General features: G+C 60.4%; 16 protein-coding genes. 15 read left to right on the plus strand and 1 reads right to left on the minus strand.

The window, feature by feature from the left end:
• The first annotated feature begins 210 nt into the window (after window positions 1-210).
• The 15 genes from mnmG to GNX18_RS13920 all read left to right on the plus strand — a co-directional run bounded on the left by mnmG (window position 211) and on the right by GNX18_RS13920 (window position 15,336).
• On the plus strand, window positions 211-2,100 hold the full coding sequence (mnmG, locus tag GNX18_RS13850) for a tRNA uridine-5-carboxymethylaminomethyl(34) synthesis enzyme MnmG (RefSeq protein WP_166218837.1): 1,890 nt from the start codon (window positions 211-213) through the stop codon (window positions 2,098-2,100).
• Between the two features lie 198 nt (window positions 2,101-2,298).
• Entirely contained in the window at window positions 2,299-2,943 is a 645-nt protein-coding gene (gene rsmG, locus GNX18_RS13855) for a 16S rRNA (guanine(527)-N(7))-methyltransferase RsmG (RefSeq protein WP_166218839.1), read from the plus strand.
• Between the two features lie 193 nt (window positions 2,944-3,136).
• Window positions 3,137-3,967: a ParA family protein gene (locus GNX18_RS13860; RefSeq protein WP_138236724.1), complete on the plus strand. Its 831-nt coding sequence runs from the start codon at window positions 3,137-3,139 to the stop codon at window positions 3,965-3,967.
• 18 nt (window positions 3,968-3,985) lie between these two features.
• Window positions 3,986-4,894 (plus strand): ParB/RepB/Spo0J family partition protein, encoded by a 909-nt coding sequence (locus GNX18_RS13865; protein WP_138236725.1) that lies wholly within the window; start codon window positions 3,986-3,988, stop codon window positions 4,892-4,894.
• A gap of 291 nt (window positions 4,895-5,185) precedes the next feature.
• Window positions 5,186-5,596, plus strand: a complete 411-nt coding sequence (locus GNX18_RS13870; RefSeq protein ID WP_166218841.1) for an ATP synthase subunit I — start codon at window positions 5,186-5,188, stop codon at window positions 5,594-5,596.
• A 120-nt stretch (window positions 5,597-5,716) separates the two neighbouring features.
• A complete protein-coding gene (gene atpB, locus GNX18_RS13875) occupies window positions 5,717-6,640 on the plus strand; it encodes a F0F1 ATP synthase subunit A (RefSeq protein ID WP_166218843.1) in 924 nt (307 codons plus the stop codon).
• A 100-nt stretch (window positions 6,641-6,740) separates the two neighbouring features.
• On the plus strand, window positions 6,741-6,989 hold the full coding sequence (gene atpE, locus GNX18_RS13880) for a F0F1 ATP synthase subunit C (protein WP_010131056.1): 249 nt from the start codon (window positions 6,741-6,743) through the stop codon (window positions 6,987-6,989).
• Window positions 6,990-7,043: 54 nt separating this feature from the next.
• Window positions 7,044-7,514 carry a F0F1 ATP synthase subunit B gene (locus GNX18_RS13885; protein ID WP_138236728.1) on the plus strand — a complete coding sequence of 157 codons (471 nt, stop codon included), beginning with the start codon at window positions 7,044-7,046 and terminating at the stop codon, window positions 7,512-7,514.
• Between the two features lie 11 nt (window positions 7,515-7,525).
• On the plus strand, window positions 7,526-8,059 hold the full coding sequence (locus GNX18_RS13890; protein WP_138236729.1) for a F0F1 ATP synthase subunit delta: 534 nt from the start codon (window positions 7,526-7,528) through the stop codon (window positions 8,057-8,059).
• Window positions 8,060-8,107: 48 nt separating this feature from the next.
• Window positions 8,108-9,652 (plus strand): F0F1 ATP synthase subunit alpha, encoded by a 1,545-nt coding sequence (gene atpA, locus GNX18_RS13895; RefSeq protein ID WP_138236730.1) that lies wholly within the window; start codon window positions 8,108-8,110, stop codon window positions 9,650-9,652.
• An 86-nt stretch (window positions 9,653-9,738) separates the two neighbouring features.
• Window positions 9,739-10,596, plus strand: coding sequence for a F0F1 ATP synthase subunit gamma (gene atpG, locus GNX18_RS13900; RefSeq protein ID WP_138236731.1), 858 nt, complete (start codon window positions 9,739-9,741; stop codon window positions 10,594-10,596).
• A 38-nt stretch (window positions 10,597-10,634) separates the two neighbouring features.
• Entirely contained in the window at window positions 10,635-12,032 is a 1,398-nt protein-coding gene (gene atpD, locus GNX18_RS13905) for a F0F1 ATP synthase subunit beta (protein ID WP_138236732.1), read from the plus strand.
• A gap of 210 nt (window positions 12,033-12,242) precedes the next feature.
• Window positions 12,243-12,662 carry a F0F1 ATP synthase subunit epsilon gene (locus tag GNX18_RS13910; RefSeq protein WP_138236733.1) on the plus strand — a complete coding sequence of 140 codons (420 nt, stop codon included), beginning with the start codon at window positions 12,243-12,245 and terminating at the stop codon, window positions 12,660-12,662.
• A 131-nt stretch (window positions 12,663-12,793) separates the two neighbouring features.
• The gene (locus tag GNX18_RS13915; RefSeq protein ID WP_205827934.1) at window positions 12,794-13,852 is read left to right on the plus strand and encodes a patatin-like phospholipase family protein; all 1,059 of its coding nucleotides are present in this window, start codon (window positions 12,794-12,796) and stop codon (window positions 13,850-13,852) included.
• Window positions 13,849-15,336, plus strand: a complete 1,488-nt coding sequence (locus tag GNX18_RS13920; RefSeq protein WP_166218845.1) for a lipopolysaccharide assembly protein LapB — start codon at window positions 13,849-13,851, stop codon at window positions 15,334-15,336. Before GNX18_RS13915 ends, GNX18_RS13920 begins: the two co-directional genes overlap by 4 nt.
• 223 nt (window positions 15,337-15,559) lie before the next feature.
• On the opposite strand, the gene GNX18_RS13925 is transcribed toward GNX18_RS13920, so the two are convergent.
• Window positions 15,560-18,889 (minus strand): amidohydrolase family protein, encoded by a 3,330-nt coding sequence (locus GNX18_RS13925; RefSeq protein WP_166218847.1) that lies wholly within the window; start codon window positions 18,887-18,889, stop codon window positions 15,560-15,562.
• Window positions 18,890-18,988 lie beyond the last annotated feature (99 nt).

Below are 18,988 nucleotides of genomic sequence, written 5' to 3' on the forward strand. Positions count from 1 at the left end.
TTAGTAAGAGAAGAAAGACGAAAAGCGAAATTTTGCGGTGCCGCTTTTTTGCACAGCACAAGGTGCCTATAATGTGCGCCCGGATTTTCAAGTGACTGGGTATCCCGAGGACTAGCGTTTGATGCTGGCCACTCCGTCACACGGCAACCGATTACCTTGTACCAGGTGAACCACTCTGGTCTCACAGCGGAATTTTTCAGAGCGTAGCGTATGGAATACCCCACACAATATGACGTGATCGTGATTGGCGGCGGGCACGCCGGCACCGAGGCGTGTCTGGCGGCGGCGCGCATGGGGAGCCGTACCCTGCTGTTGACCCACAACATCGAGACGCTCGGGCAGATGTCGTGCAATCCGGCCATTGGCGGTATTGGCAAGAGTCACCTGGTGAAGGAAGTGGATGCCCTCGGCGGCGCCATGGCCACGGCCACCGATCTCGGCGGTATCCAGTTCCGGGTGCTGAATGCCCGCAAAGGCCCCGCGGTGCGCGCCACCCGCGCCCAGGCCGACCGCGCCCTGTACAAGGCGGCGATCCGCAACATTCTCGAGAACCAGCCCAACCTGGATATCTTCCAGCAGGCCGCGGACGACCTGATTGTCGAAAATGACCGCGTATCCGGTGTGGTGACCAACGCCGGCATTCGCTTCCGCGGCAAGACCGTGGTGATCACCGCGGGCACCTTTCTCGGCGGCCGCATTCATATCGGCCTGGAAAACCACTCCGGCGGTCGCGCTGGCGATCCCCCTTCCGTTGCCCTCGCCCAGCGCCTGCGCGCGCTGCCCTTCCGCGTGGAGCGCCTGAAGACCGGTACCCCGCCGCGCATCGACGCGCGCTCGGTGGACTTCTCCGGCCTCGAGGAGCAGTGGGGCGACGAGCCGATTCCGGTGATGTCTTACCTTGGCAGCCGCGCCCAGCACCCGCGTCAAGTGTGTTGCTGGATCACCCACACCAACGAATCCACCCACGACATCATTCGCGGCGGCCTCGACCGCTCACCGATGTACTCCGGGGTGATCGAGGGCATCGGTCCGCGCTACTGCCCGTCCATCGAGGACAAGGTGCACCGCTTCGCGGACAAGAACAGCCATCAGATCTTTATCGAGCCAGAAGGGCTCAGCACCCACGAGCTCTACCCCAACGGCATCTCCACCAGCCTGCCGTTCGACGTGCAGATGAATCTGGTGCGCTCCATCAAGGGGTTCGAAAACGCCCATATCACCCGTCCGGGCTACGCCATCGAGTACGATTTCTTCGACCCGAGGGATCTGCTGCCGTCCCTGGAAACCAAATTCATTGCCGGGCTGTTTTTCGCCGGCCAGATCAACGGCACCACCGGTTACGAGGAGGCCGCGGCCCAGGGGTTGCTGGCGGGTGCCAACGCCGCGCTCAAGGCGCAGGACAAAGACGCCTGGTCGCCCCGCCGCGACGAGGCCTACCTGGGCGTGCTGGTGGATGACCTGATCACCAGTGGCACCAAGGAGCCCTACCGCATGTTTACCAGCCGCGCGGAATACCGCCTGCTGCTGCGGGAAGACAATGCGGACCTGCGCCTGACTGAAAAGGGCCGCGAGCTGGGCCTGGTGGACGACGTGCGCTGGGCGGCTTTCAGCGAGAAGCGCGAGTCCATTGAGCGCGAAACCCAGCGGTTGAAAGACACCTGGGTGCAGCCCGGCACCGATGCCGCCAAGATCGTGGAGCAGAAATTGCCGCAGGCGCTGGCGCGCGAGTACAGCCTGATGGACCTGTTGAAACGCCCAGAGCTGGAATACCAGGATGTGGCGAACCTCAAGGGCGAACCCGTCAGCGACGAACAGGTTGCCGAGCAGGTGGAAATTTCCGCCAAATACGCCGGTTACATCGACCGTCAGCGCGACGAAATCGAACGCCTGCAGGCCTACGAAGACACTCCCCTGCCGGTCGATTTCGACTACGCAGCGGTTTCCGGGCTCTCCAACGAGGTGATCCAGAAACTGTCCGACGCGCGCCCGGATACCCTGGCCCGCGCCGGCCGCGTACCAGGGGTGACCCCCGCGGCGGTATCTCTGTTGCTGATTCAGCTGAAAAAGCGCGGATTGCTGACTCGCAAGAAGGCAGTCTGAGCCAGCGGCAGACCACTGAAATTTGAACTGAAGGCTCAGATGCCGGTAATGGTTTCCGAGACCTTCCGCGAGAGGGACCTCGCGGAAGAGCCCCCATGGATGGGTTCACGGCGTGTCTCGGAAACCATTACCGGCAGCTGGGCCGCCACAGAAGCAACTACGAAGCCGGACCACCGGGCTTGGGAAACACAAAACCCAATGGAACATTTCCGCCCCCGCCTGAACCAAGCCGCCGAACAGCTAGGCCTGAATCTGACGAAGGAACAGCAGGACAGACTGCTGGACTACCTGGACCTGTTCGCGCGCTGGAATGCCGCCTACAACCTCTCGGCCGTGCGCGACCCGGCGGAGATGCTGGAGCGCCACATCATCGACAGCCTGAGTGTGGTGAACCTCTGCGGCACCAGCGCCGACGACCAGTCCCCGCTGATCGACGTCGGTTCCGGTGGGGGTCTGCCGGGTATTCCGCTGGCCATCGTGCACCCGCTGCGACCGATCAGCCTGCTGGACAGCAACGGCAAAAAATCCCGCTTCCAGTTCCAGGTGGCCAGCCAGCTGAAGCTCGCCAACGTCAATGTCGTCAACCAGCGTGTCGAGGACTACCGGCCCGAACAGCGCTATGCCGGTGTCGTCTCCCGCGCCTTTGCCTCTCTGCAGGACATGATTGCTGGAAGTGAGCATTTACTTGCTCCCGGTGGCAGGTTCTATGCGATGAAAGGCAAGATCCCGGAAGATGAGTTGAGTGCATTGCCAAAAGAGATTAAGGTCGACCAACTGCACACCCTGCATGTGCCGGGCTGCGTTGCAGAGCGCCACCTGATCGTCCTCTGCCGCGCGGAGTGAGCCGGCCGACACCGGCGGGAATTCCCGGAATGCACCGCCGGGCGCCATCGAAACAGAATGTGAATTCAATACCAGCGCAACGGCGGATATTCGCCAGTGCGCTTAGCTGCCGCGTCTTCCGGTGCCCCCGGCCTAGCGGCGAGCCCGGACGGGCAGAGAACACTGCGCCGGCGGGAATAACAGGACCTGAACCTTGAGCAAGATTTTTGCGGTAGCGAACCAGAAAGGCGGTGTTGGCAAAACCACCACCTGCGTCAACCTCTCGGCCTCCCTTGTCGCCAACAAGCGGCGGGTGCTGCTGATCGACCTCGATCCCCAGGGCAACGCCACCATGGGCAGCGGTGTCGACAAGAGCGACCTGCAGCTCTCCAGTTACGATGTGCTCGCCAGCCTGCTGCCGCCGCGCAAGGCCATAGTCCCCACGGCCAGCGGCTACGACCTGATGCCGGCGAACATCGACCTGACTGCCGCCGAGGTGGAACTGTTGGAAATGGACGGTCGCGAGTCCCGTCTGCGCCAGGCACTGGCAGAGATCAGCGACGACTACGACTACATCATCATCGACTGCCCGCCGTCCCTGAACATGCTCACGGTCAATGCCCTGTGCGCCGCCGGCGGTGTGCTGATCCCGATGCAGTGCGAGTACTACGCGCTGGAGGGCCTTTCGGCGCTGATCGACACCATTACCCAGATCCAGCGCGCCGCCAATCCCGACCTCAAGATCGAGGGTATCCTGCGCACCATGTACGACCCGCGCAACAGCCTCACCGGCGATGTGTCGGATCAGCTGAACGAATACTTCGGCGACCGCCTCTACCGCACCTGCATTCCCCGCAACGTGCGCCTGGCGGAGGCCCCGAGCTTTGGCAAGCCGGCGCTGGACTACGACCGCAGCTCCAAGGGCGCTATCGCCTACCTCGCCCTGGCCGGCGAGATCACCCGCCGCGAAAGTGCGGCCAAGCAAAACCATCACAGCCACGACAATCACAACAGTGGCCCCCGCCCGGTAGCGGAAGCGGTTTAAGACTGAGGTAAGAGACTTATGGCCGCTAAACGCAAAGGCCTCGGGAAAGGACTTTCCCACCTGATCAGCAACAACGTCAGCGAGGCCATTGCCGTCGCCACCGGCGAGCGCCAGGGCGATATCGTCGCGCGCGTGGACGGGGAGCTGAAAGAACTGCCGATTGAATTCCTGCAGCGCGGCCGCTACCAGCCGCGCCGCGACTTCCCGCAGGAATCCCTGCAGGAGCTGGCGGATTCGATCCGCGCCCAGGGCATCATGCAGCCGATCGTGGTACGCCCGATCGGTGAACACAAATACGAGATCATCGCCGGCGAGCGTCGCTGGCGCGCCGCGCAATTGGCGGAGCTGGACAAGGTCCCGGCGCTGATCCGCGATGTCTCCGACGAAGCCGCCATTGCCATGGCGCTGATCGAGAACATCCAGCGCGAAGACCTGAACCCGGTTGAAGAGGCCGTAGCGCTCAAACGGTTGCAGGACGAGTTCGAGCTCACCCAACAGCAGGTGGCGGAAGCGGTCGGCAAGTCCCGCACGGCGGTCACTAACCTTATGCGCCTGCTCACACTCACCGACGAAGTGCGGACCTTCCTCGAGCGCGGCGATATCGAGACCGGCCACGCCAAGGCCCTGTTGGGGCTGGCCGGCGATGAGCAGCGCGAGGCGGCGCGCACGGTGGTCGATCGCGGCCTGACCGTGCGCCAGACCGAAGCCCTGGTGCGTCATTTCCAGGAAAACGCTGGCAAGCCGAAAGCGAAAAAACCGGAAATCGATCCGAACATCCGCCGTCTCACGGAGCGACTTGCTGAGAAAATCGGGGTTCCGGTTTCCATCGACCACGGTGAAAAAGGGGCGGGGAAACTGGTGTTGAAGTACACCAGCCTCGACGAGCTGGACGGAATCCTCGCTCACCTCGGCTACAGCGAAGACTGAGTCGGACCGCTGGCAAGCGCTACGGCTGCAATGGTTTAGCAATAAACCTGTCGCTTGCCAGCAATGTCTTGCACCAAATTGAGGCGCCACTACGGCGCCTCAATTGTTATCGCTAGCAGAAAATCATCTTTGTAAGTATGTGCTCACTATCGCGATTTTCTGCAGTAAAAGACCGCGAACGCCACACCATCTGACGGGATTTGCCAGTTGAATCGGCGGCCCCGTTCCGACATAATTCGCACGCCCAAAATTTGGGCGGAGAACAAGATCCGGCCGGCCCAGAACCCGCCTATGCGTAATCCCCCGGTAGTCAAGATTTCGCTGATCCAGCTGTCTGTAGTATTGCTGGTTGCGCTCGCGCTCGAACTGACTCTGAGGCGAGTGGTCGCCCTCTCCGCTCTGCTCGGCGGCCTGCTTTGCGTGCTGCCGAACCTGTATTTTGGCCTGCGCGCATTCGAACTGCTGGGAAAAGGAAGTGATCTGCTGAGAGGTCGCCGCCAGCTGCGAGGGGCGCGCGCAAGCCAGCGCGCGGTAGCCAGCTTCTACCGCGCCGAAACCGGCAAGTTTGTGCTGACCCTGACGGGATTTGCGGCGGTGTTCGCCACCGTCAAACCGCTGAACCCCGCGGTGTTGTTTGTCAGCTACGGCTTGTGTGTGATTTTGCAATGGATTCTCGTGGCCCGGCTGCATGCAGCGAAGTAGCAGCAGGCCCAGGAACCCCGATAAAGAGTGACTGCGTCGAGATAAGGGCAAGTGTATTGATTGCCAGCGCAGGCAGGGATTCCCGAAAAAGTTTTTTATCTTAGAACGTGTTGAGGAACTATGGCTGCCGAACAAACCGCGACGGGTTATATCCAGCACCACCTGCAAAATCTTGCGTACGGTAAACTTCCCGCGGGCTACACCCGTACCGACGGGACCGTACTGACCGAATCCACCTGGACCATCGCCCACAGCAGCCAGGAAGCTGCGGATATGGGCTTCTGGGCGGTGCACCTGGATACCCTCGGGTGGTCCATTGCGCTCGGTCTCCTGTTTTGTTTCCTGTTTGCCCGCGCGGCCAAGAAAGCCACGGTCGGCGTGCCTTCTGGCTTCCAGAGCTTCGTTGAGCTGGTAACAGAGTTCATCGATAAGCTGGTGCGTGAAACCTTCCCCCACACCAACCGTATGGTCGCCCCGATGGCGCTGACCATTTTCGTGTGGGTATTCCTGATGAACCTGATGGACCTGATTCCGGTGGACTGGTTGCCGATGGCCGCGGCGAAGATGGCCGGTAACGATCACTTCTTCTTCAAGGTGGTACCCACCACCGACCTCAACGCCACCCTGGGGATGGCATTGGCGGTATTTGCCCTGATGATCTTTTTCAGCATCAAAGAAAAGGGAATTATTGGGTTTGTGAAAGAACTGACCCTGCACCCCTTCCACTCCGGCAAATGGTATGTGGATATTTTCCTGATCCCGTTCAACTTCCTGCTGGAAGCGGTATCCCTGATTGCCAAGCCGGTTTCCCTCGGTCTGCGTCTGTTCGGCAACCTCTACGCCGGTGAAATGATCTTTATCCTGATCGCCATTGTGTTTGGCGTAGGCGCTCTGGGCTTTATCGGTGCCGCACTGCTGCAGATGGGCTGGGCCATTTTCCACATCCTGGTGATCACCCTGCAGGCGTTTGTGTTCATGGTGCTGACCACTGTGTACATGGCCATGGCACATAACCGGGAAGAGGAGCACGAGCACGACCAGTAAGGTTGTGCCCGGCCCGTGGGGCAAAACGATTTCGTTGGTACTTTAACTTTTTCATTCACTTTCAACTTCAACAACTCTCAACTTACTTTTGGAGAAAACAATGGAAGCATTAGGTCTGGTATACGTAGCTGCTGCACTGCTGATCGGTCTGGGCGCACTGGGTACTGCTATCGGTTTCGGCACCCTGGGTGGCAAACTGCTGGAAGGTTCTGCACGTCAGCCGGAACAGGCCCCCGCTCTGCAGGGCAAAATGTTCCTGATGGCCGGTCTGCTCGACGCCGTTCCGATGATCGGTGTTGGTATCGCCATGTACCTGATTTTCGCGGTAGCTCCTGGTCTGGCTGGTTAATTCCCCGTTCCAATTGCCCTTTAACCCTTTTTTGAAAGAGCAAGAGGTGTCGGTGTGAATATCAACCTGACTCTGATCGGCCAGTCGATCACCTTTCTCGCCTTTGTGTGGTTCTGCTGGAAATTTGTCTGGCCGGCCCTGATAGGTGTTATGCAGGAGCGTGAGCAGAAAATTGCCACCGGCCTGCAGGAAGCCGAGCGTGCGGGTAAAGACCTGGAACTGGCCCAACGCAAAGCCGCCGAGCAACTGAAAGAAGCCAAAGCCCAGGCTGCCGAGATCCTGGATGGTGCCAACAAGCGCGCCAACCAGATCGTTGAGGAAGCCAAACAGGCTGCGCGCGCTGAGGGCGATCGCCTGAAAGCCGCTGCACAGGCTGAGATCGAACAGGAAGTCAACCGCGCGAAAGAACAGCTTCGCTCCCGTGTTGCCGCCCTGTCTGTTGCCGGTGCCGAGAAAATCCTTTCGGTCAACATCGATGCCAAAGTGCACGATGACATGATTGAGAAACTGGCAGCCGAGCTGTAAGCGAGGAACCCATGGCGGAACTCAGCACCCTGGCCCGGCCCTACGCGAAAGCGGCGTTTGTCCATGCGCAACAAGCCTCCGACCTGTCCGGTTGGAGCGCTGCGCTGGCAACCGCGGCCGCGGTCAGCCAGAACGAAAAGATCGGCGAACTGCTGGATGATCCCCAGCTGACCAGTGACGCGCGCGCGGAAAAATTCCTGGCGGTATGCGGCGACTTCAATGCGTCGCAGCAGAATTTCATCAAGCTGCTGGCGGAAAACCACCGCATGGCGCTGCTGCCGGAAATTTCCAACCTGTTCGAAGCCCTGAAAGCAGATGCGGAGTCCACTCTCGAAGTGGAAGTACTCTCCGCCCGCGCCCTCAGTGAAGAGCAGGCCCAGCGCCTCACCCAAGCTCTCAGCAAGAAGTTTTCCCGCGAGGTGCACCTGCACAGCGCGGTGGATGAAAACCTGCTGGGCGGCGCGATCATTCGCGCTGGCGACACGGTGATCGACGGTACCGTGCGCGGCCGACTGGCCAAACTCGCCGAGGCGATGAACTCCTAAATTACCTTCCCGGCAGGCGGCGCCCGCCGGGGATTCGAGGAACAGAGCATGCAGCAACTGAATCCCTCCGAGATCAGTGAAATCATCAAGAGCCGCATCGACAATCTCGATGTGAGCACCGAAGCCCAGAACGAGGGCACTATCGTTTCCGTATCCGACGGTATCATCCGCATCCACGGCCTGGCCGACGTGATGTACGGTGAGATGATCGAATTCGAGGGCGGCGTCACCGGTATGGCGCTGAACCTGGAGCGCGATTCCGTTGGTGCTGTTGTACTGGGTGACTACAAGTCCCTGGTGGAAGGCCAGAAGTGCCGTTGCACCGGCCGCATCCTGGAAGCGCCGGTCGGTCCGGAACTGCTGGGCCGCGTGGTGGACGCGCTGGGCAACCCGATCGACGGCAAAGGTCCGCTGAACAACAAGCTGACCGACGCGGTTGAGAAAGTGGCTCCCGGCGTAATCGCCCGTCAGTCCGTTGATCAGCCGGTGCAGACCGGTCTGAAAGCGATCGACACCATGATCCCGATTGGTCGCGGCCAGCGCGAGCTGATCATCGGCGACCGTCAGATCGGTAAGACCGCGGTTGCGATCGATGCGATCATCAACCAGAAAGGCACTGGCATTAAGTGTATCTACGTTGCCGTAGGCCAGAAGCAGTCTTCTATCGCCAACGTTGTACGCAAGCTGGAAGAGCACGGCGCTATGGACCACACCATTGTGGTTGCGGCCGGTGCTGCTGACCCGGCGGCGATGCAGTTCCTGGCGCCCTACGTCGGCTGCACCATGGGCGAGTACTTCCGCGACCGCGGTGAAGATGCCCTGATCATTTACGATGACCTGACCAAGCAGGCCTGGGCCTACCGTCAGATCTCCCTGCTGCTGAAGCGTCCTCCGGGCCGTGAAGCTTACCCCGGTGACGTTTTCTACTTGCACTCCCGTCTGCTGGAGCGCGCTGCGCGCGTTAACGCCGACTACGTAGAGAAGTTCACCAACGGCGAAGTGAAAGGCAAAACCGGCTCCCTGACCGCGCTGCCGATCATCGAAACCCAGGCGGGTGACGTTTCCGCATTCGTTCCGACCAACGTAATTTCCATTACCGACGGTCAGATCTTCCTGGAAACCGACCTGTTCAACGCCGGTGTCCGCCCCGCCATCAACCCGGGTATCTCCGTATCCCGCGTAGGTGGTGCCGCGCAGACCAAGATCATCAAGAAACTGTCCGGTGGTATCCGTACCGCTCTGGCCCAGTACCGCGAGCTCGCGGCCTTCTCCCAGTTCGCATCCGACCTGGACGAGGCCACCAAAGCCCAGTTGGACCACGGCCAGCGCGTAACCGAGCTGATGAAGCAGAAGCAGTACTCTCCGCTGTCCATCGGCGAGATGGCGGTTTCCGTTTACGCTGCCGACAAAGGTTTCCTGAAGAACGTGGAAGTCAACAAGGTACTGGACTTCGAATCCGCCCTGCACGCTTACATGAACAGCGAGCACGCAGAGCTGATGGCGCAAGTGAACAGCACCGGTAACTACAACGACGAAATCGACAGCGCCTTCAAGGCCGCGATCGAGAAGTTCGTCGCTACCGGTAGCTGGTAAATACCGCACGTAGGAGCCTGCCTGCAGGCGAACATTCGCGAGCAGGCTCGCTCCTACAGGAAACTTCCGGCAAAAGGTAACTGACTATGGCAGGCGGAAAAGAAGTACGCACAAAAATTGCCAGCATCAAGAGCACGCAGAAGATCACCTCGGCCATGGAAATGGTTGCGGCGAGCAAGATGCGCAAGGCTCAGGATCGCATGGCACTGGGGCGCCCTTACGCAAGCCGCATCCGCGCGGTGCTTGGCCATGTGGCCAATGCCTCGGCGGAATACCAGCATGTCTACCTGCAGGAGCGTGAAGTCAAGCGCGTGGGTTACATCCTGGTCTCCACCGACCGCGGTCTGTGTGGCGGCCTGAACATCAACGTGTTCAAGGCGGCCATCCGCGATATGCAGTCCTGGAGCAAACAGGGCGTCGGCGTAGACATCTGCGCGATCGGCAACAAGGCGGTCAGCTTTTTCAAAAACATCGGTGGCAACGTCGTCGCCGCCTTGCGGGATGTGGGCGATGCCCCAGAAGAAGCGCAGCTGCGCGGTCCCATCAAGGTGATGATCGACCGTCTCGCCGCCGGTGAAATCGACCGTCTCTATCTGGTGTCCAACGAATTCGTGAACACCATGACCCAGAAGCCGCAAATCCGACAACTGCTGCCGCTGCAGAAGGAAGAAGACGAGCAGCAACACCAGTGGGATTACCTGTACGAACCCGAAGCGGTCGAGCTGCTCGATGGCCTTCTGGTGAGCTACATCCGTTCCCAGGTGTACCAGGCGGTAGTAGAGAACAAGGCGTGTGAACAGGCTGCACGCATGATTGCGATGAAGAGCGCCACCGACAATGCCGGTGAGCTGATCGACGCACTGCAGCTGGTTTACAACAAGGCCCGCCAGGCAGCGATTACCCAGGAGCTGTCTGAAATTGTTGGCGGCGCCGCGGCGGTCTGAGGCGGCCGAGTAAAGATTTGAAATTTGAGGATCGGGAAATGAGTAACGGGCAAATTGTGCAAGTTATCGGCGCGGTCATCGACGTGGAATTCCCGCGTAATGCCGTACCGAACGTATACGATGCACTCGTGTGTGAGGAAAAGAACCTCACCATGGAAGTGCAGCAACAGCTGGGCGATGGCGTGGTTCGCGCGATTGCCATGGGTTCTTCCGAAGGTGTGCGCCGCGGTCTCGCGGTAACCAACACCGGCGCTCCGGTTTCCGTACCGGTGGGCACAGAGACCCTGGGTCGTATCATGGACGTACTGGGCAACCCCATCGACGAGTGTGGCCCCATCGGTGAAAAAGAGCGCGCCTCCATTCACCGCGCTGCGCCAACCTATGAAGATCAGGCAAGCTCCACCGAGCTGCTGGAGACCGGCATCAAGGTAATCGACCTGGTATGTCCGTTCGCCAAGGGCGGTAAAGTGGGCCTGTTCGGTGGTGCCGGTGTAGGTAAAACCGTAAACATGATGGAGCTCATCAACAACATCGCCACCGAGCACAGCGGTCTGTCCGTGTTCGCGGGTGTGGGTGAGCGTACCCGTGAAGGTAACGACTTTTACCACGAGATGCAGGAAGCCGGCGTTGTAAACGTCGAAGAGTTCTCCAAGTCCAAGGTAGCGATGGTCTACGGCCAGATGAACGAGCCGCCCGGCAACCGTCTGCGCGTGGCCCTGACCGGTCTGACCATGGCGGAAAAATTCCGTGATGAAGGCCGTGACGTACTGCTGTTCGTCGACAACATCTACCGTTACACCCTGGCCGGTACCGAAGTATCCGCACTGCTCGGCCGTATGCCGTCTGCGGTAGGTTACCAGCCGACCCTGGCGGAAGAGATGGGCGTTCTGCAGGAGCGTATTACCTCCACCAAGACCGGCTCCATCACCTCCATCCAGGCGGTATACGTACCGGCGGATGACTTGACCGACCCGTCCCCCGCGACCACCTTCGCGCACCTGGACTCCACCGTAGTACTGAGCCGCGACATCGCCGCCAAGGGTATCTACCCGGCTGTTGACCCGCTCGACTCCACCTCCCGCCAGCTGGATCCGCTGGTGATCGGTCAGGAGCACTACGAGACCGCCCGCGGCGTACAGTCTGTTCTGCAGCGCTACAAAGAGCTGAAGGACATCATCGCGATTCTGGGTATGGACGAACTGTCTGAGGAAGACAAGCAGATCGTAGCGCGCGCGCGTAAGATCGAGCGTTTCCTGTCCCAGCCGTTCCACGTAGCCGAAGTATTTACCGGCGCACCGGGCAAATACGTGTCCCTGAAAGAAACCATCCGCGGTTTCCAGGGCATCCTGAATGGCGACTACGACCACATGCCGGAACAGGCCTTCTACATGGTCGGCACCATCGACGAAGCCGTCGAGAAAGCCAACAAGAAGTAAGGCCGAGTGGGTGTGAGTCTCTTTTTATAGAGGCTCCCAATGGTACTACTGAAAATCGTAGCGAGCGGCTGACTGGTGGTGGCCGCCGGAGCGCAGGCAGCGGAGTGTATATGAATACATGAGCTGTCGAGCACCGCCGGACGCCGCCAGGCAGCCGCGTAGTAGATTTGCGGTGGTACCATCACAAACAGCTGAATGTGAGGTAGCCTTATGGCTATGACTGTACATTGCGACATTGTTAGCGCAGAGGAATCCCTCTTCTCCGGACTGGTGAAGATGGTGGTTGTGAGCGGCGTAGAGGGTGAGATAGGTATTACCTATGGCCACGCTCCCCTGCTTACTGCCCTCAAGCCGGGCCCGGTCCGCATCATCAAAGATGGCGGCGAGGAAGAGGTTTACTTCCTGAGCGGTGGTTATGTCGAAATCCAGCCGAACGTGGTGACTGTTCTCGCCGATACCGCCGAGCGCGAAATCGACGAGGAAGCGGCACGCAAGGCGCGCGAAGAGGCGGAACACGCCCTGCGCAGCGCCCCGGCGGACATCGACTATGCCCGCGTTTCCGCGCAACTGGCCGAAGCCGAAGCGCGCCTGCGCACCATGCAGGCAATCCGCAAGGCCGCCGGCAAGTAAGTTCCTACTCTCCCGTAGGAGCCTGCTTGCAGGCGAACCAAAAAAAAGCAGCTTCGGCTGCTTTTTTTGTGCTCGAAATTCAACTTTTTTCTACCCGCGCCATCATACTTTCGTCAACCGCAGCGAATACGATGAAGACTATGAAAAAGGTGACAAACCACAATGGCGAGCCCCGTATAGGGCTGGCCCTCGGCAGTGGCGCCGCCAAGGGCTTCGCGCATATCGGCGTGTTGAAAGAGCTGGAAGAAATGGGTATCCGCCCCCAGGTCATCGCCGGCACCTCCATGGGCGCGTTTGTGGGCGCCGCCTATTCCGGCGGCTGTCTGGAAAAGCTGGAAGACTGGGTGCGCATGCTGGACAACTGGCGGGTGTTTTCCCTACTGGATATCAACTGGACCCTGAGTGGCGGCGTTATCGGCGGCATCAAACCCTTTCGCGCATTTTTCGAGGGCTTCGACTACGAGAATATCGAAGACCTCCCGCTACCTTTCACCGCCGTCGCCACCGACCTCCATAGTGGCCAGGAAATCTGGCTGCAGGAGGGCAACCTGCAGGACGCCGTGAGCGCCTCCTGCTCGATTCCCGGCCTGCTCTCGCCAAAGTCGCTTGACGGACGCTGGCTGGTGGACGGCGCGGTGGTGAATCCGGTGCCGGTGGACGTGTGCCGCGCCATGGGCGCCACGGTGGTGATCGCAGTGGATGTCACCGAAGACGGTCGCCCGCTGATGGAGCGCGAGCACGGCGAGGTAAAACGTGTCGTCAGCCGGCGTTCATCCGCTGCGCAACAGGCCGAACTGGCCCGGGAAAGCGAAGACATTGCCGAAGTGGAGCGCGACACCGTATCCGACGAGTCGGCGAAACAGGATGTGGAAGAGAAACCCCTCGCTATTTCCAGCTTCTCGCGGCTGGTGGAGCAAGGCAAGGAGCAGCTGAACCAGATCCGCCACCGGCGCGACCAAAAAATCCCTCCGCCGGGCATGTTCGACACCATGCGCAAGGCAATGGAAGTGCTGGAGCGCCGCCACAAGCGCACACGTATGATGGGATCACCGCCGGATGTGCTGATCATGCCGAAAGTGGGCGCTATCAGCGGTACCGAGTATGCCCGCGCCTCGGAAGCGATTGAGGCCGGTCAGGTGGAAACCCGGCGGCTGCGCACCTGGATTGAAGATATGGTGGCGAAAGCGTGAAACCGACAGGCGCTCTGGTACTGCTGCTGTGCGGCCTACTCACCGGCATCATCTCTCCTGGTGTGCGAGCGGCGGAGTGGTACGAATACCAGTCGGAAAATTTCACCGTTTACTCCGACGTACCCGAGCGCCGGGTCAATACCCTGATGCGGGACCTCGAACGCTTCCGCCGCGCCGCGCTTTACTTTACCGGCCAGGAGGAAATCCCGGAAAACAACAACCTGCGGGTATTCCACTTCCGCGATTCCGATGAATTCGAGCAGTTTACCGGCGACCGAAAAATCGCCGGCCTCTACCGCGAAACCTGGGAGGGACCGATCATTTTCTCCCGAGACGGCGATCACGGTATTTCCGGCTCCGGGCTGATTTTTCACGAATACGTGCATCACTTGATGCGCGAGCGCAGCGGCATGACCTACCCGCGCTGGTATTCCGAGGGATTCGCGGAACTGCTGGCGAGCGCGGAATTGCGCAATAAAGAAGTCGTGATAGGCGGCCTGCCGGAGTGGCGTCTCAGTGCCTGGGCCGACGACGACCCGCTCACCATCGAGCAGCTGCTGGCACCACCGCCGCTCGCCGCACAGAACGGCAAAGACAACAGCCGCTACTGGAACAACTACTGGAACAACTACTACGCCAGCGCCTGGCTTCTCACCCACTATTTACAGCTCGGCCACAACGCCGGCCACCCGGATTACCGCGCCGCCACTGCAGCGTATCTGCAGGCAGTTGCCGCCGGTGACAATTCATTTGAAATTTTCGCGGAACACTTCGGCAAATCTGTTGAGGAAATCCAGCGGGAAATGCTCGCCTACATGCGCGACGACATTCAGCGCCACAAGCTGGATATTCCCGCTTACCAGTACTCTATTCCCCGCCGCGCCCTCACGGAAAACGAACGCCTGTATCTACTGGCAGACGAGGCTGTGGATTTCGACAAACCGAAACTTGCCATCAACTATTTGAAGCGGAGTGAACAGCAGGGTCTCGGCTGGCAGGAAAATCTCACCGCCATGGCGACGATCGAAGCCCGCGACAAAAACTACAAGCCCGGCGAAAAAGTGCTGAAAGAAATCGGCGAGCACGGCCAGGTCAGCCACCTCACCGCCGCCAACCTCGCCCAGTACTACCTGCTGCGCCTGCAGGCACTTTCGCTCACCCGCGAGTGGAACGAGGAGTATTACGAGCAGGCGATAAAGTACGGAAAAATCGCCGTGCAGATGGGCCCGGATTACCTACCCGGCTACCGCACCCTGTGGACCGCCTATCAACTGAAAGGAAAAAGCGAAGAGGCACTGCAGATCATGCAGGCAGCCTATCAGCAGGAACCCAATCACCTGAACCTGAATGCCGCCATTGGCTTTTATCTGGCGCATTTGGGCAAGCACGCGCTGGCGCGCGAATATCTCGAGCGAGTGGTGGCCTGGAGTCATTCCGATCAGCTGCGCTCCAGTGCGCAGGCGTTGTTGGACAGAAACCAATAGCTGTAGCGGGCACCTCTGACAAGCGTCATTCCCGCGACTCGCTAGAGCAGCGAAGCTCACGCGGGAATCCAGAAACTCCGCGGAGCTGGACCCCCGCGTGAGCTTCGCTGCTCTAGCGAGTCGCGGGGGTGACGAGGAAAACACTTCTTAGGTTCCACAGATGCAAAAAACGCGGCGATGCTTTTTGAGCACCGCTGCGCTTTGCTCCAACTAATCGTAAAAATCAGTGCACCCAGTGGTGACGCTCCTGCTTTTCCTGGATCGCTTCCGCGGTCGGCGTCGGCATGGCGCTTACCGGCAAACGCTCGTGGAAGAATGCCAGCCGTTCATCGCCATCCACCTCGTTCATCGTCGCCGCGTCGAACACCTTGCCGTTGATCACGGTGTACTTGATGTTCTCCGACAGGCGCAGGTTCTCCAGCGGATTGCCGTCCACCACAATAATGTCTGCCAGTTTGCCCGCTTCCAGGCTGCCCAGGTCCTTGTCCATCCCCAGGTAGCGCGCACCATCGATGGTGCCGGCGCGGAACGCCTCCCACGGAGTAAAACCGCCCTGCTCCATCATCCACAGCTCCCAGTGCGCACCGAGCCCCTCGCGCTGGCCGTGAGCACCGATATGTACAGTGACGCCCTTGTCGCGCAGCTGCTTGGCGTGTTGCGCCACATTGAAATGGTTGTAGTGGTGGTCCGGCGCGCGCTCGCGCCGGATGGAGCGCGGGTTGACGATAAAGTCCGGGGTGAAGCGGGTCAGACGCTCGTTCTTCCACACCTCGGTGTGGTCGTACCAGTAGTACTCGCCGGTGAGGCCGCCGTAGGCCACCACAAACGTCGGGGTGTAACCCACCTGAGTCTGGCTCCACAGCTGCTCCACGTCCGAATAGACATTGGCGATTGGCAGAGAGTGCTCCACGCCGGTGTGACCATCCACAATCATGTTCATGTTGTGCTGGTACTTACCGCCGCCCTCCGGTACCACCATCAAGCCGAGCTTGCGGCCCGCCTCCAGCACCTGCTGGCGCTGCTCCCTTCTCGGCTGGTTGTAGCTCTTCACCGAGATAGCGCCCATTTCCTTCAGTCGGCTCACATGGAACTCGGCATCTTCCAGGCTGTTGATCTTGGCCTTGTAGCCGGGACCCTTGGCGCCGTAAAGGATGGTGCCGGTGGAGAAGATACGCGGGCCGTTGATGATGCCGGCCTTCTGCAGTTCCGCCGCGGAGAAAATCTCACTGCTGTCGTTGGAGGGGTCGTGAATGGTGGTCACACCGAACGCCAGGCTGGAATACAGGTTCCAGTTCTGCTGTGGAATGATCTCCTCGCGGCCCTGGGCGCCGTGGGCGTGGGCATCGATCAGGCCCGGCAGCACGGTCTTGCCGGTGACGTCGATACGCTGGGTTCCCACCGGTATTTCCACCTCGCTGGCGGCGCCCACGGCGACGATGCGGTTGCCGCGGAACAGCACCACACCGTTCTCGATGACTTCTTGCGCCTTCTCGGCGTCGCGCATGGTCACCAGGGTGCCGCCGGTCAGCGCCACCAGTTTGTCGCTGTTGGCGAAAGACTGTTTGAAGCTGAGGTCGATACCCTCGCTCACCGGCTCCGGCAGCTGCTCCGGTGCACCGGCGACGAAGTCGAACGCGTCTTTCAACTGGCGCTGGTACAGCTTGGGTCCGTGGGCCCAGCCCAGGGTCTGGCTGTCGGCGGACCAGTGCAGGTTCTCGCCGGCGCGTGCGGACACCTGGGTGACCTTCACTGCGGTGGCGTTGGGGCCGATGGATTCGGATTTGCCGGTATGCATGAACGGCGCCGCATAGGCCTTGAAGTCCTGGGTGAACGCCACCCAGCGGCCGTCCGGAGACAGGCGGAAGGAAGTGATCTCGGCGCCATGCAAGTGCTCGCGCTCGTCCTTGCCGTTGGCGTCCACGCTCTTGAACACGCGCTTGCCGCCATCGCCGTAGACGTACTCGGAGAAATAGATGCGCTTGCCGTCGGCACCGAAGTGCGGCTCGTAGCCGGACTTGGCGATGCGGCGCTGCCAGTCCCCACCGGCATCGGCCAGGTAGATACCGGGCTCGAGGGAATACTCCGGGGAGAGCAGGTAGCCGCCGGTAAAGCGGCGGAAGGTGACCTGTTCGCCGTCGGGAGAAAAACTCGGCTCCACATACAGGCCGGGCTCACCGGTGACGGTATTGCCGCGGCCGTTGCGCGCGGAGACCACGCGCACCTGGCCGAGCTTTTCGTCGTCCCAGGTTACATAGGTGATCTGTTTGCCGTCGCGGGACCAGCTGGGGTAGAACTCGAAATGTTCATCCTGGTTGGTCAATCGGCGACGTTCGCCGCTTTTAATATCCTGAACGTAGATCTTGCCCAGGGCCTGGAAGGCGACCTGCTTGCCGTCCGGCGAGGTCTGCGCCCAGCGGATCATCTTCACGTCGAACTGTTCCGGCGCCACGTCCACCGGGAAACGCACCGCGTCGGCCACTTTCTTCTCGGTCTTGATGTGCGCGACGATCTCACGCGCGCCGGTTTCCAGGCTGCTGCCGTCGGCGGCGATGCGCTGGAATTTACCTTTGGACCACACAATCAGCGACTTGCCGTCCGGCATCCAGTCGTACTGCACATAGTTGCCGTGGGAGCCGAACGTCTCCTGCAAATCCCGCTCGAGGCCTGTGTAGATCGGAGTCTCGAGGCCGGTGGAGAGGTCTTTCACAAACAGCGAGGTCTGGAAATCCTGCCGGCGCACAAACGCGAGCTTCTTGCCGTCCGGAGACGGAACCGGCGCAATCGAGCCGCCGGGACCGGAGACAAAGGTCTCCTCCTTGCCGTCCTGCAGATCGTAGCGATTGATGGCGAACAGCTGTTGTGTGGAGTTCTTGTTGTATTCCCATACCGTGCCCGGTGTGGTGTCGATGGTGTAGTAGATGTAGCGACCGTCCGGCGAGAACACCGCGTCGGAGATGTTCTTTTGCGCACTCTCGCCGCCCAGACGCGCCTTGATCTGGCGTCCCTCGCCACCACCGTGGTGGTACATCCAGATCTCACCGGCCGGGATACTGCGGCCGGACATAAAGCCCTTGCGCGCCACCAGATACTGGCCATCCGGGGACCAGTTGGGCCCGTGCACCAGATTTTCCCTTTCGGTGGTCAGCTGGCGCAGGTTGCCGCCGTCGCGGTCCATCACCCAGATATTGTCCGCGCCGTCGCGGTCGCTCACGAACACGATGGACTTGCCGTCGGGGCTGAAGCGCGGCTGGGTGTTCCAGGCGAGCTCACTGGTGATGGCTTTGGCCTCGCCGCCGGCGACCGGCATCTCGTAGATATCACCGAGCATGTCGAACACGATGCTTTTGCCATCCGGGCTGATGTCCAGGTTGCTCCAGGTGGTCTCGCGGGTGTCCAGGGGAATGGATTTGAACTCGTACGGCGGTTTGTTCACATCCCACTTGTCCGCTTCCTTCTTCGTTTCCTCGGCCACGGCGGCCAGCGGCAGGGTCAGGGCGAAGCCAGCGCTGCCGATCAGGCGCGCCAGTGCTCGGGCTTTGAATGTTTTGATCATGAATGGCTCTCGGGTGCGTGGGGTATGTGATGCCCATGGCGGCACTTTTGGCGCCGCTCTCGTTATACCTGTGGTTGTGTCTGTGGTTATGTCAGGGGG

Origin of the sequence: Microbulbifer sp. SH-1, from assembly GCF_011326135.1 — a bacterium.
Taxonomy (GTDB): Bacteria; Pseudomonadota; Gammaproteobacteria; order Pseudomonadales; family Cellvibrionaceae; genus Microbulbifer; species Microbulbifer harenosus.

Excerpts from the sequence above, each read along its gene's own strand:
- atpA (WP_138236730.1), top strand. The coding sequence starts at position 8,108 with ATGCAGCAACTGAATCCCTCCGAGATCAGTGAAATCATCAAGAGCCGC.
- atpG (WP_138236731.1), top strand. The coding sequence starts at position 9,739 with ATGGCAGGCGGAAAAGAAGTACGCACAAAAATTGCCAGCATCAAGAGC.
- rsmG (WP_166218839.1), top strand. The coding sequence starts at position 2,299 with ATGGAACATTTCCGCCCCCGCCTGAACCAAGCCGCCGAACAGCTAGGC.
- atpD (WP_138236732.1), top strand. The coding sequence starts at position 10,635 with ATGAGTAACGGGCAAATTGTGCAAGTTATCGGCGCGGTCATCGACGTG.
- GNX18_RS13915 (WP_205827934.1), top strand. The coding sequence starts at position 12,794 with ATGAAGACTATGAAAAAGGTGACAAACCACAATGGCGAGCCCCGTATA.
- GNX18_RS13870 (WP_166218841.1), top strand. The coding sequence starts at position 5,186 with ATGCGTAATCCCCCGGTAGTCAAGATTTCGCTGATCCAGCTGTCTGTA.
- atpB (WP_166218843.1), top strand. The coding sequence starts at position 5,717 with ATGGCTGCCGAACAAACCGCGACGGGTTATATCCAGCACCACCTGCAA.
- GNX18_RS13890 (WP_138236729.1), top strand. The coding sequence starts at position 7,526 with ATGGCGGAACTCAGCACCCTGGCCCGGCCCTACGCGAAAGCGGCGTTT.
- GNX18_RS13910 (WP_138236733.1), top strand. The coding sequence starts at position 12,243 with ATGGCTATGACTGTACATTGCGACATTGTTAGCGCAGAGGAATCCCTC.
- GNX18_RS13925 (WP_166218847.1), bottom strand. The coding sequence starts at position 18,889 with ATGATCAAAACATTCAAAGCCCGAGCACTGGCGCGCCTGATCGGCAGC.
- GNX18_RS13865 (WP_138236725.1), top strand. The coding sequence starts at position 3,986 with ATGGCCGCTAAACGCAAAGGCCTCGGGAAAGGACTTTCCCACCTGATC.
- atpE (WP_010131056.1), top strand. The coding sequence starts at position 6,741 with ATGGAAGCATTAGGTCTGGTATACGTAGCTGCTGCACTGCTGATCGGT.
- mnmG (WP_166218837.1), top strand. The coding sequence starts at position 211 with ATGGAATACCCCACACAATATGACGTGATCGTGATTGGCGGCGGGCAC.